Source organism: Streptomyces sp. NBC_01320 (genome assembly GCF_035974375.1).
In the GTDB taxonomy this organism is placed as follows: domain Bacteria; phylum Actinomycetota; class Actinomycetes; order Streptomycetales; family Streptomycetaceae; genus Streptomyces; species Streptomyces yanii.
This window is the reverse complement of record NZ_CP108390.1, coordinates 4,349,489-4,361,532: the sequence shown is the minus strand read 5'-3', so window position 1 is coordinate 4,361,532 and position 12,044 is coordinate 4,349,489. Positions and strand designations below refer to the sequence as shown.

The window sequence follows — 12,044 nt, the reverse complement described above, 5'->3', positions numbered from 1 at the left end:
GTCGGCAGAGGAGCGCGTGTGACCAATTCCGTACCGCCACGCGATCGGACCGACCAGCCGTGGCGCTCCGAAGGCGCCCCACCGCCCAAGCCGCAGGGCCGGAAGATGCCGGGCGGCTGGGGCCGACTGCTGCTGACCGCGCTGGCCGTCTATCTGATCGCCAACCTGGTGCTGTCCTTCTTCAACGGCAGGAACGAGCCGACCATCGCGTACACGGAGTTCAGCAAGCAGGTCACGGCGGGCAACGTCTCCAAGATCTACTCCAAGGGCGATTCCATCCAGGGGCAGCTCAAGAAGGAGGCGAAGATCCCGGGCACCGACAACACGTACACGAAGTTCGTCACCCAGCGGCCCGCGTTCGCCGACGACAACCTCTGGGCCGAGCTGGTCAAGGAAGACGTCACCGTCACCGCCCAGCCGGTCGTCAAGGAACGCAGTTTCCTCGCCAACCTCCTGATCTCGCTGGCGCCGATGCTGCTGCTCGTCCTGCTCTGGGTGTTCATCGCCCGGCGGATGTCCCGGGGCATGGGCGGCGGGATGGGCGGCTTCGGCCGCAAGGCCCCGCCCAAACCGGTCGAACTGGAGGCGGGCAAGCGCACCACCTTCGAGGATGTGGCCGGCATCGACGAGGTCGAGGGCGAACTCAACGACGTCGTCGACTTCCTGAAGAACCCGCAGCAGTACCGGAGGATGGGCGCCCGGATGCCCGGGGGAGTGCTGCTCGCGGGTCCGCCCGGCACCGGCAAGACACTCCTGGCGCGGGCCGTCGCCGGCGAGGCGGGCGTGCCGTTCTTCTCCGCCTCCGCCTCCGAGTTCATCGAGATGATCGTCGGCGTCGGTGCCGGCCGGGTACGGGAACTGTTCGCCGAGGCCCGAAAGGTCGCCCCCGCCATCGTCTTCATCGACGAGATCGACACCATCGGCCGGGCCCGCGGCGGCGGCTCCGGCATGGGCGGCCATGACGAGCGCGAACAGACGCTGAACCAGATTCTCACCGAGATGGACGGCTTCTCCGGATCGGAAGGCGTCGTCGTCCTCGCCGCGACCAACCGCGCCGACGTCCTCGACCCCGCCCTCACCCGGCCCGGCCGCTTCGATCGGATCGTCCAGGTGAGCCCTCCCGACCGGACCGGCCGGGAGGCCATCCTGAAGATCCACACCCGGCAGATCCCGCTCTCCGACGACGTGAGTCTCGGCCAGGTGGCGCGGACGACCCCCGGCATGACCGGTGCCGACCTCGCCAACCTCGCCAACGAAGCCGCGCTTCTCGCCGTCAAGCGCAAGCAGTCCGAGGTCAGCCAGACCGACCTGTCGGACGCCCTGGAGAAGGTCCAGCTCGGAGCCGAACGACCGCTCGTCATGCCGGAGGAGGAGCGGCGCAGGACCGCGTACCACGAGAGCGGCCACGCCCTGCTCGGCATGGTCCAGCCGGGCGCCGACCCCGTGCGCAAGGTGACCATCGTGCCGCGCGGCCGGGCCCTCGGCGTCACTCTCTCGACGCCGGACGCCGACAAGTACGCGTACACGGAGCAGTATCTGCGCGGCCGCATCATCGGCGCCCTCGGCGGCATGGCCGCGGAACAGCTGGTCTACGAAGTGGTCACCACGGGCTCGGAGAGTGACCTGGAACAGGTCACCAATCTGGCGCGCGGAATGGTCGGACGCTGGGGCATGAGCAGCAGGATCGGCAGGCTGACGGCGATCCCGGGCGACATCCAGCAGGCGTACGGGCTCTCGGCGGCGCCGGCCACGCTGGACGCCGTGGACGACGAGATGCGGCGCATCGTCGACGAGTGCTACATCGAGGCGCAGCGGCTGCTGCGCGAGCACCGGGAGAAGCTGGACGCGCTGGCGTCGGCGCTGCTGCAGAACGAGACGCTGGACGAAGAGGCGGCCTACCGTGCGGCCGGCATCCCGCGCCTGGCCAAGTAGGACCGCCCCACCGCGTTCGCACCGGCTTCAGGAGGTGCAGACGAGATAGCGGAAGACATTCGGCATCCACACCGTGCCGTCCTGGCGCCGGTGCGGGTGCAGAGCCTCCGCGACCTCCTTCTCCACCTGGGAGCGGTCCGTCGCCCGCACCGCCGCATCGAACAGCCGCGTCGACAGCAGCCCGCGTACCGCACTGTCCAGGTCCGCGTAGCCGAACGGGCACGCCACCCGCCCCGAGCCGTTCGGATTCAGTCCGGCCCGGAACGCCACGTCCTCCAGATCGTCCCTGCGCGCCGGGCGCCACCCGCCCGCGCGGGGCGCCCGGGCCCCGTCGGTGAGCCGGGCCGCCACCCGGAGCACCGCCGCAGTCGCGCACCGCTCAGGGGGACCCCAGCCGGTCAGCACCACCGAGCTGCCCCGGGCGAGCAGCGGCAGGGCGGACTCCAGGGCGGGCAGCAGCCCTTCGGAGTCGCCCGCCGAACAGCCGATCGGGGAGAACACGGTGAGCAGGTTGTACGGGACACCGTCGGCCGGCGCGACGGCGGACGGATCACCGGCGAACAGTTGGGGCGGCCCGGCCGGGGCCGGATCGGGGCCGCCGTCCCACGCCGCTTCCGGCAGCAGCCGTTCGCGGGCCAGATCAAGGCGTTCACGGTCGGTGTCGACGCCGGTGACGCGCGCCCCGCGGGCGGCCGCGATCAGCAGCGCGAGCCCGGAGCCGCAGCCGAGGGAGAGCATCCGAGTACCGGCTCCGATTTCGAGCCGGTCGTACACCGCTTCGTACAGCGGCGCGAGCATCCGCTCCTGGATCTCGGCCCAGTCACGTGCACGGGTTCCGGGGTCCATCGGGGCGGACGGATCCGTCTGCCCCGGGTGCCGGACGAGCGTTGGTGTCATGGAAAGCGCCCCAATCCGCCGAGAGGTAGGTCGTTCCCGAGTGATGGACGGCCCCCGTGTGTGCGTGCCCGCACTCCCCCCGTATGTCAGAGAACTGCGCATCCGCGGCCGCGTCCAGAGGGCGGAGGGCATTGGTTGTGCGCCTCGGTCGTGCGCCCCCGCAGACAGTCGGCCGTGACCGGTCCTGTCACTCCGTGGGAAAGGCGATGTCGCCGTACGATGCGCGCCATGGCAAAGGCACCCGTTCTCACACCCCAGGCCGAGGACTTTCCCCGCTGGTACCAGGATCTGATCAACAAGGCCGAACTTGCGGACAACGGCCCGGTGCGCGGCACCATGGTCATCCGACCGTACGGATACAGCCTGTGGGAGCGGATGCAGCAGGAGATGGATACCCGCATCAAGAACGCGGGCGCCCAGAACGCCTACTTCCCGCTCTTCATCCCCCAGTCTTACCTGACACGCGAGGCACAGCACGTCGAGGGCTTCGCACCCGAGCTGGCCATCGTCACCCACGGCGGCGGGAAGGACCTCGAAGAGCCCGTGGTGGTGCGGCCGACGTCCGAAACGATCATCAATGAGTACTTCTCGAAATGGGTGCAGAGCTACCGGGATCTGCCCCTGCTGATCAACCAGTGGGCGAACGTCGTCCGCTGGGAGATGCGCCCGCGGGTCTTTCTCCGTACGACCGAATTCCTCTGGCAGGAGGGGCACACGGCCCACGCGACCTACGAGGACGCCCACGACTACGCCGCGTACATCCACCGGGACGTCTACGCGGACTTCATGACCCAGGTCCTGGGCATCGATGTGGTGCTCGGCCGCAAGACCCCGAGCGAACGGTTCGCGGGCGCCATCAACACCCTCACGCTCGAATCGATGATGGGCGACGGCAAGGCCCTGCAGATGGGTACGAGCCATGAGCTCGGCACCAATTTCGCCAAGGCGTTCCACACCGAGTACCTGTCCCGGGAGGGCAGGCAGGAGCTGGTCTGGCAGACCTCCTGGGGCTCCTCGACCCGGATGGTCGGCGGCCTGATCATGTCCCACGGTGACGACCGGGGGCTCCGCGTCCCGCCGCGGCTCGCCGCCGTGCAGGTGGTCGTCCTCGCGATCAAGGGGGACGAGGCGGTGCTGACCGCGGTCCGTGAGATCGGCGACCGGCTGCGCGAGGCCGGGATCAGGGTCCGGATCGACGACCGCACCGACACCCCGTTCGGCCGCCGCGCGGTCGACTGGGAGCTGAAGGGCGTGCCCGTACGGATCGAGATCGGTCCGCGCGACCTGGAGAACGGCACCGCGATGCTGGCCCGCCGCATCCCGGGCGGGAAGGAGCCGGTCGCGATCGAGGCATTGCCGACGCTGCTCCCGGCGGTCCTGGAGGAGGACCAGGCGACGCTGCTGCGCGAGTCCCGGGCCCGCCGCGAGTCCCGTACCAGCGAGGTGTCCACCGTCGACGAGGCCGCGGAGGCGGCGGCAGCGGGCGGCTGGGCGCGTATTGCGTGGGACGTCCTCGGGCCGGCGGGGGAGGCCCGGCTCGCGGAGCACGGGGCGTCGGTGCGGTGTCTGGTGGCCGAGGACGGGTCGGTGCCGGAGTCGGACGACGCCCCGGGTACTGTCGCCGTCGTGGCCCGCGCCTACTGAGGCCCCGGGCGCTCCCGGAGCCGTCGGAACCCCGGCGCGGAGGCATTGTCTACGCACCGGGGCGTACCCGGCACTACGTACCACCTTGGTGTGAGCTGTGAGAGTTCTCCACAGATCGGCGCACCCGCCCTCGTCAGGGCGCATCAACGGCAACTGACTGGTACGTGCAAATTATTTGGGATGCCCCGGAATAGGAACACCGGGGCACTCGCGCTCGTTGTCACGACGTGAGCACGACACCACCTGTACTTGCCGCAGAGCTGGCACAGGCGTGGGCCGACATTCAGCGGTACCACCCCGAGCTGCCCGATCTTGCCGCGCCAGAGTCCCTGATCGGAGAGTCCTCGTCCGCCTGTGGCGCCGAGCTCTCCTTCGAGCGACTGCTGCATGAGGCAGTCCATGGAATCGCCGCCGCACGAGGTGTCCGCGACACCTCCCGCGCCGGCCGCTACCACAACCGCAGATTCCTCGCGATCGCCGAGGAGTTGGGCCTCGACCATGCCGAGGAACCCCACCCCAGCAGTGGCTTCTCGCTGGTCACGCTCAATCCCGAGGCGAAGCGCAGGTACCGCCCGACGATCGAGCGGCTGCAGCGCGCCCTCAAGGCGCACACGGTCGCCACCGCCGCCGACACCAAGCGCTCCTTCCGCGGGCCCGCCGCCCGGCACGGCTCCTCCGGTGGAGGCGTGCGGGTCAAGGCCGTCTGCGACTGCGGACGCAATGTCCGGGTCGTTCCCTCGGTCCTCGCCCAGGCGCCGATCGTCTGCGGTGGCTGCGGGAAGCCGTTCCGTATCCCGGAAGCAGCGGTCGCGGTGGGGTGACCCGACGTGGTGTGGCACAATGGCAAGCTGTACTCGACAGTCGCACAGGACCCCTCTCTCCTCCGGCTGACGCGTCCATCGGGCACCCGAGTACCGCAACCCCACGTGGCATCTTCGTTGTGCCCAACCACGTCATAGACCAGGAGACACCACTTCCGTGGCAGTCAAGATCAAGCTGAAGCGTCTGGGCAAGATCCGTTCGCCTCACTACCGCATCGTCGTCGCCGACTCCCGTACCCGCCGTGACGGCCGGGCCATCGAGGAGATCGGTCTGTACCACCCGGTGCAGAACCCCTCGCGCATCGAGGTCAACTCGGAGCGTGCGCAGTACTGGCTGTCTGTCGGCGCCCAGCCGACCGAGCCGGTTCTCGCGATCCTGAAGCTCACCGGTGACTGGCAGGCCCACAAGGGTCTCCCGGCCCCCGCGCCGCTGCTGCAGCCGGAGCCCAAGGCTGACAAGCGCGCCCTGTTCGAGGCCCTGGCCAAGGACACCGGCGAGGAGTCCAAGGGCGAGGCCATCACGCAGAAGGCAAAGAAGTCCGACAAGAAGGCTGACGAGGCGGCTGACGCTGCCGCGCCCGCCGAGTCGACCGAGGCCTGAGCATGCTCGAGGAGGCTCTCGAGCACCTCGTGAAGGGCATCGTCGACAACCCCGACGATGTGCAGGTCGCCTCGCGCAACCTGCGCCGTGGTCGTGTGCTGGAGGTCCGGGTTCACCCCGATGACCTCGGCAAGGTGATCGGCCGCAACGGCCGCACCGCACGCGCGCTGCGAACCGTCGTGGGCGCCATCGGCGGCCGTGGTATCCGCGTCGACCTCGTCGACGTGGACCAGGTTCGCTGACAGAGTTGAACACCGGCACGGGCCGGGGAGGGCCATGCGCCCGCCCCGGCCCGTCGTCGTATGACAGGAGAGACACAAGGTGCAGCTGGTAGTTGCGCGGATCGGCCGCGCCCACGGCATCAAGGGCGAGGTCACCGTCGAGGTACGCACGGACGAGCCGGAGCTCAGGCTCGGCCCCGGGGCCGTACTCACCACCGACCCGGCCGCGAACGGACCGCTGACGATCGAGGCCGGCCGGGTGCACAGTGGCAGGTTGCTGCTGCGGTTCGAGGGCGTACGGGACCGTACGGCGGCCGAGGCCCTCCGGAACACCCTGCTGATCGCCGACGTCGACCCGGCGGAACTTCCGGAGGACCCCGAGGAGTTCTACGACCACCAGCTCATCGACCTCGATGTGGTCCTCGCCGACGGCACCGAGATCGGCCGGATCACCGAGATCTCGCACCTGCCGTCCCAGGACCTCTTCATCGTGGAGCGCCCGGACGGCAGCGAGGTGATGATTCCGTTCGTCGAGGAGATCGTCACCGAGATCGATCTGGAGGAGCAGCGCGCGGTCGTCGCCCCGCCGCCCGGCCTGATCGACGACAGCCAGGCCGTGGTCGCCTCCGCGCGGGACGACGAGGCCGCCGAGCAGGAGAACGAAGCCTGATGCGGCTGGACGTCATCACGATCTTTCCCGAGTACCTGGAACCGCTGAACGTCTCGCTCGTCGGCAAGGCCCGCGCCCGCGGCCGCCTCGATGTGCATGTGCGCGATCTGCGGGACTGGACGTACGACCGGCACAACACGGTCGACGACACCCCGTACGGCGGCGGTCCCGGCATGGTCATGAAGACCGGGCCGTGGGGCGACGCCCTGGACGAGGCGCTGGTGGACGGGTACGAGGCGGGGGCGCACTCCCCGTTGCTCGTGGTGCCGACGCCCAGCGGCCGCCCGTTCACCCAGGAGCTCGCCGTGGAGCTCTCCGAGCGCCCGTGGCTGATCTTCACCCCGGCCCGCTACGAGGGCATCGACCGTCGGGTGATGGACGAGTACGCCACCCGGATGCCGGTCGTCGAGGTGTCCATCGGCGACTATGTGCTGGCCGGCGGGGAAGCCGCCGTACTGGTGATCACGGAGGCGGTGGCCCGGCTGCTGCCCGGCGTGCTCGGCAACGCCGAGTCGCACCGCGACGACTCCTTCGCGCCCGGCGCCATGGCCGATCTGCTGGAGGGGCCGGTCTTCACCAAGCCCCCCGAGTGGCGCAGCCGGGGCATTCCGGACGTCCTGCTCAGCGGTCATCACGGGAAGATCGCGCGCTGGCGGCGGGACGAGGCGTTCCGCCGCACCGCGCTCAACCGGCCCGACCTGATCGAGCGCTGCGAGGCGAGCGCCTTCGACAAGAAGGACCGTGAGATCCTCTCCATCCTCGGCTGGTCCCCGGAGCCCGGTGGCCGATTTTGGCGCAGGCCCGAAGCCGTGGAAGAATGAGCCGCTGCTGTACGTCCGGTGTGCGCCCCTGCCACAGGGGGAACGACGCCCGCCCGACGCGATCAGCACCCCATCTCCTTACGATCTCCCGTCGATGACCTGTGGCATCGGCGAAGAAAGCAGACAACATGGCTTCCCTGCTCGATGGCGTCAACGCCGCTTCCCTGCGTACGGACGTTCCGGCGTTCCGTCCCGGTGACACCGTCAACGTCCACGTGCGAGTGATCGAGGGCAACCGCTCCCGTATCCAGCAGTTCAAGGGCGTAGTCATCCGCCGCCAGGGCTCTGGCGTCAGCGAGACCTTCACGGTCCGCAAGGTCTCCTTCAGCGTCGGCGTCGAGCGCACCTTCCCGGTGCACAGCCCGATCTTCGAGAAGATCGAGCTCGTCACCCGCGGTGACGTCCGTCGCGCCAAGCTGTACTACCTCCGTGAGCTGCGCGGCAAGGCCGCGAAGATCAAGGAGAAGCGCGACAACTGAGCTAACTCCCAGCTCCGCGGCTCGGCCGGATAAGCTCTGGCTCCGATGGACACGGAAGCAAAGCACACGGAGCGCGACCGCTCCTCCGCACCCGAAGCAGGGGCGGAGGAGAGGTCGCGCTCTTCGCGTATCCCGGACCGGTTCGCCTCGTTGTCGTGGCGGCGTGCGGCCTTCCTCGGCGCTGTCTGCTCGGCCTTCCTGCTGCTCTTCAGTACCTATGTGCTGCAGCCGTTCCTGATCCCCAGTGGCTCGATGGAGTCCACCCTGCGGGTGGGGGACCGGGTGCTCGTCAACAAACTGGCGTACCGTTTCGGCTCCGTACCGCACCGCGGTGACGTGGTGGTCTTCGACGGCACCGGCTCCTTCGTCCAGGTGGCACCCGCCGAGAACCCCGTCACCGGGCTGCTGCACGGCGCGGCAGCGTCCCTGGGGCTGGCGGAACCTGCCGAGACCGACTTCGTGAAGCGGGTGGTGGGCGTGGGGGGCGACCGGGTGGTCTGCTGCGACAAGCGGGGCAGGATCGAGGTGAACGGGCAGCCGGTGGACGAGGAGTATCTCCATTCCGGCGACGACCCGTCCCGGGTGGCCTTCGACATCGTCGTCCCCGACGGCACGCTGTGGATGATGGGCGATCACCGGAGCAACTCCCGCGATTCACGTGACCATCTCGGAGAGCCCGGCGGCGGCATGGTGCCGGTCGACATGGTCATCGGCCGGGTGGACTGGATCGGCTGGCCGCTGGGCCGGCTGGGCTCGATCCCGAAGACCGGCGCCTTCGACTCCGTACGGATACAGGGCGGGACGCATGGGTAACCGCGGACGGGCGAGCGGCGGGTCGGACGCCGACGTTCCGCTGCCGACCGGCACCAGGCCGACGGCCGTGCGCTCGCTGCCGACCCGGGCGGAGCGGCGCAAGCTGGCGCGCCGGGTCAAACGGCGGCGGCGCAGGTCCGCCGTGAAGGAGATACCCCTCCTCATCACCGTGGCGCTGCTCATCGCGCTCGTCCTCAAGACGTTCCTGGTGCAGGCCTTCGTGATCCCGTCCGGGTCGATGGAGCAGACGATCCGGATCGGCGACCGGGTGCTGGTGGACAAGTTGACGCCCTGGTTCGGATCCAAGCCCCACCGCGGCGACGTGGTCGTCTTCAAGGATCCGGGAAACTGGCTGCGGCAGGAGAACGTCGCGAAGCAGGATCCGCCCGTTGTCGTCAAACAGGTGAAGGAAGTGCTGACCTTCATCGGGCTGCTGCCGTCCGACGACGAACAGGATCTGATCAAGCGGGTGATCGCCGTCGGCGGTGACACCGTGAAGTGCTGCGACAAGGACGGCAGGGTCACCGTCAACGGCGTACCGCTCGACGAGCCCTATCTGCATCCGGGCAATCCGCCCTCCACGCTCAAATTCGAGGTAAAGGTTCCGGCCGGCCGAATCTTCGTCATGGGCGACCATCGCTCCAATTCCGCCGACTCGCGCTTCCACCTGGACGAGCCGGATCACGGCACGGTCCCCGAGGACGCGGTCGTGGGACGGGCTGTCATCATCGCCTGGCCTTTCGGGCACTGGCGGAGACTGGAAGAGCCCGAGACGTTCGCTTCGGTCCCGGACGCGCGCGCCGGGACGTCGGTGGCGTACGCACCGTCGAATAGTGTGTCGTCCCAGGACCTCAATGGAATGGTCCGGCTCCCGACCCCTGCGGAACTCCCGCTCGTTATGGGAGTGGTGGGCCTGCACCGGCTAGGGGGCAGGCGGTGGCACGGAGTGAGGAGTGGATGTGGGGGATTTGGCGGTCGGCGCACGATCCGGACACGACGAACCCGAGGACCGGCCCGAGAGCGAAAGGTCTGCCGAGGCGACGCCGGACCGGGCGGAGAGTGACGGCGACTCCCCGGACGGTGGTGGTAGGGCTCCGGGGAAGCCACGCTCCTTCTGGAAGGAGTTGCCCCTGCTCATCGGCATCGCACTGATTCTGGCGTTGCTGATCAAGACGTTTCTGGTGCAGGCGTTCTCGATTCCCTCGGACTCGATGCAGAACACGCTCCAGCGGGGCGACCGGGTGCTGGTCGACAAGCTGACCCCCTGGTTCGGCTCCGAGCCGCAGCGCGGCGAGGTCGTGGTCTTCCACGACCCGGGCGGCTGGCTGGTGGACGGCGAGTCGACGCCCCAACCGAACCTTGCGCAGAAGTTCCTCAGCTTCATCGGACTGATGCCGTCCGCCGAGGAGAAGGACCTGATCAAGCGGGTCATCGCGGTCGGCGGCGACACGGTGGAGTGCAGGAAGAACGGGCCGGTCGTAGTCAACGGCAAGGCGCTGGACGAGCAGTCGTTCATCTACCCGGGGAACACCCCGTGCAACGACGAGCCGTTCGGTCCGATCACGGTGCCCGAGGGCCGTATCTGGGTGATGGGCGACCATCGCCAGAACTCCCTGGACTCCCGCTACCACCAGGAGCTGCCGGGTCAGGGCACGGTCTCCACGGACGAGGTGGTGGGCCGGGCCATCGTGGTGGCATGGCCGATCAACCGCTGGGCGACCCTGCCGGTTCCGAGCACCTTCGACCAGCCGGGGCTGAACGCCGCGATGGGGCTGGCGCCGGGAGCACTGGGTGTAGCCGGAGCGCTGCCGGTCGTGTTGTGGCGTCGCAAGAGGCTGACCGCCGGGCGTACTGCCGGGTAGGGTGCCGACTCGGATCAGCGATTGTCGATCTCCGAGGTGGGGGACGCTGGGATGAGTGGAACAGGACGTACGAGTGACGGCCACGGTCGGCTCGGCAGCATGCTGTCGGGGCTGGCCGTGGCCGTCGGCTGTGTGCTCTTCCTCGGCGGGTTCGCCTGGGCAGCGGTGGTGTACAAGCCGTACACCGTGCCGACCGAGTCGATGACGCCGACGGTGCACGCGGGTGACAGGGTGCTGGCGGAGCGGGTGGACGGTGCCGAGGTGCGCCGCGGTGACGTGGTGGTCTTCAAGGACCCCGCGTGGGGCGACATGCCCATGGTGAAGCGGGTGGTGGGCATCGGCGGCGACCTGATCGCCTGCTGCGAGAAGAACGGTCGGCTCACCGTCAACGGCAAGCCCATTGAGGAACCGTATCTGCAGACGAAGAGCCTCGCCTCGGTGAAGAACTTCTCGGCGGAGGTGCCCAAGGGCCAGCTCTTCCTCCTCGGTGACGAGCGCAGCGGCTCCCTGGACTCCCGGGTCCACCTCGACGACCCGGGGCAGGGCTCGGTACCGCGCAGTGCCGTGCGGGCCCGGGTGGACGCCATCGCCTGGCCGATGAACGGGATGATCGAGCGACCGCAGGCGTTCGCGGTTCTTCCCGGCGGGGTGTCGAAGCCCGGACCGCTGGAGCTGCAGGTCGGGGCCGTGGTGGTGGGTGTGGTGCTCATCGTCGGCGGCGCGGCGTACGGGCCGATCGCGGCGCGGTCCGCACGGAGCAGGCGTGAACAGCGCGGGAAGGTGCCCGCGGGTGCCCGCTGAGATCCGGAAGGTCGCCCGGGTGATCCTGCTCGACCCCGACGACCGCATTCTGCTGATGCACGGCTACGAACCGGACAACCCCGACATCACCTGGTGGTTCACGCCCGGAGGCGGCCTGGAGGGCGACGAGACCCGCGAGGAGGCCGCACTGCGCGAGCTCGCCGAGGAGACCGGGATCACGGGCGTCGAACTCGGCCCCGTGCTCTGGCAGCGCATCTGCTCCTTCCCGTTCGACGGGCGGCGCTGGGACCAGGACGAGTGGTACTACCTGGCACGTACCACGCAGACCGACACGGATCTGAGCGGGCTCACCGGGCTGGAGCAGCGCAGTGTCTCGGGCCTGAGGTGGTGGACCTACAGCGAACTGTCCGTGGCGCGTGAGACGGTGTACCCGACCAGGCTCGCCGGGCTGCTGCGCACGCTGCTCGACGAGGGTCCACCGCGTACGCCAGTGGTCCTGGCCCCCGAAATCGCCTAAGCCT

14 protein-coding genes are annotated in these 12,044 nt (G+C 69.2%); 13 read left to right on the top strand and 1 reads right to left on the bottom strand.

The annotated features are described in order from the left end of the window. Nucleotides 1-18: 18 nt before the first annotated feature. A complete protein-coding gene (ftsH, locus tag OG395_RS19655; protein WP_327244130.1) occupies nucleotides 19-1,932 on the top strand; it encodes an ATP-dependent zinc metalloprotease FtsH in 1,914 nt (637 codons plus the stop codon). A gap of 27 nt (nucleotides 1,933-1,959) precedes the next feature. On the opposite strand, the gene OG395_RS19650 is transcribed toward ftsH, so the two are convergent. Then, nucleotides 1,960-2,829 (bottom strand): methyltransferase domain-containing protein, encoded by an 870-nt coding sequence (locus OG395_RS19650; RefSeq protein ID WP_327244129.1) that lies wholly within the window; start codon nucleotides 2,827-2,829, stop codon nucleotides 1,960-1,962. Between the two features lie 228 nt (nucleotides 2,830-3,057). Here OG395_RS19650 and proS point away from each other — a divergent pair, with 228 nt between their 5' ends. The 12 genes from proS to OG395_RS19590 all read left to right on the top strand — a co-directional run bounded on the left by proS (nucleotide 3,058) and on the right by OG395_RS19590 (nucleotide 12,040). Further along, nucleotides 3,058-4,473 carry a proline--tRNA ligase gene (gene proS / locus OG395_RS19645; RefSeq protein ID WP_327244128.1) on the top strand — a complete coding sequence of 472 codons (1,416 nt, stop codon included), beginning with the start codon at nucleotides 3,058-3,060 and terminating at the stop codon, nucleotides 4,471-4,473. Between the two features lie 227 nt (nucleotides 4,474-4,700). Next, entirely contained in the window at nucleotides 4,701-5,294 is a 594-nt protein-coding gene (locus OG395_RS19640) for a hypothetical protein (protein ID WP_030928573.1), read from the top strand. Between the two features lie 157 nt (nucleotides 5,295-5,451). Beyond that, entirely contained in the window at nucleotides 5,452-5,895 is a 444-nt protein-coding gene (rpsP, locus tag OG395_RS19635) for a 30S ribosomal protein S16 (RefSeq protein ID WP_037689851.1), read from the top strand. Nucleotides 5,896-5,897: 2 nt separating this feature from the next. After that, nucleotides 5,898-6,137, top strand: a complete 240-nt coding sequence (locus OG395_RS19630; protein ID WP_005311361.1) for an RNA-binding protein — start codon at nucleotides 5,898-5,900, stop codon at nucleotides 6,135-6,137. A 79-nt stretch (nucleotides 6,138-6,216) separates the two neighbouring features. Continuing rightward, a complete protein-coding gene (gene rimM, locus OG395_RS19625) occupies nucleotides 6,217-6,786 on the top strand; it encodes a ribosome maturation factor RimM (RefSeq protein WP_327244127.1) in 570 nt (189 codons plus the stop codon). Continuing rightward, nucleotides 6,786-7,607 (top strand): tRNA (guanosine(37)-N1)-methyltransferase TrmD, encoded by an 822-nt coding sequence (gene trmD, locus OG395_RS19620; protein WP_327244126.1) that lies wholly within the window; start codon nucleotides 6,786-6,788, stop codon nucleotides 7,605-7,607. Before rimM ends, trmD begins: the two co-directional genes overlap by 1 nt. Nucleotides 7,608-7,735: 128 nt before the next feature. Continuing rightward, nucleotides 7,736-8,086: a 50S ribosomal protein L19 gene (gene rplS, locus OG395_RS19615; protein WP_093899094.1), complete on the top strand. Its 351-nt coding sequence runs from the start codon at nucleotides 7,736-7,738 to the stop codon at nucleotides 8,084-8,086. Between the two features lie 45 nt (nucleotides 8,087-8,131). Continuing rightward, a complete protein-coding gene (gene lepB / locus OG395_RS19610) occupies nucleotides 8,132-8,899 on the top strand; it encodes a signal peptidase I (protein ID WP_327244125.1) in 768 nt (255 codons plus the stop codon). Further along, complete coding sequence (gene lepB / locus OG395_RS19605) at nucleotides 8,892-9,962, top strand: signal peptidase I (RefSeq protein WP_327244124.1); 1,071 nt, start codon at nucleotides 8,892-8,894, stop codon at nucleotides 9,960-9,962. The genes lepB (OG395_RS19610) and lepB (OG395_RS19605) overlap by 8 nt, the downstream gene beginning before the upstream one ends. Next, entirely contained in the window at nucleotides 9,868-10,761 is an 894-nt protein-coding gene (lepB, locus tag OG395_RS19600; protein WP_327249389.1) for a signal peptidase I, read from the top strand. The genes lepB (OG395_RS19605) and lepB (OG395_RS19600) overlap by 95 nt, the downstream gene beginning before the upstream one ends. Before the next feature lie 51 nt (nucleotides 10,762-10,812). Further along, nucleotides 10,813-11,562 (top strand): signal peptidase I, encoded by a 750-nt coding sequence (gene lepB, locus OG395_RS19595; RefSeq protein ID WP_327244123.1) that lies wholly within the window; start codon nucleotides 10,813-10,815, stop codon nucleotides 11,560-11,562. Beyond that, nucleotides 11,552-12,040 carry an NUDIX hydrolase gene (locus OG395_RS19590; RefSeq protein WP_327244122.1) on the top strand — a complete coding sequence of 163 codons (489 nt, stop codon included), beginning with the start codon at nucleotides 11,552-11,554 and terminating at the stop codon, nucleotides 12,038-12,040. The genes lepB (OG395_RS19595) and OG395_RS19590 overlap by 11 nt, the downstream gene beginning before the upstream one ends. Nucleotides 12,041-12,044: the final 4 nt, after the last annotated feature.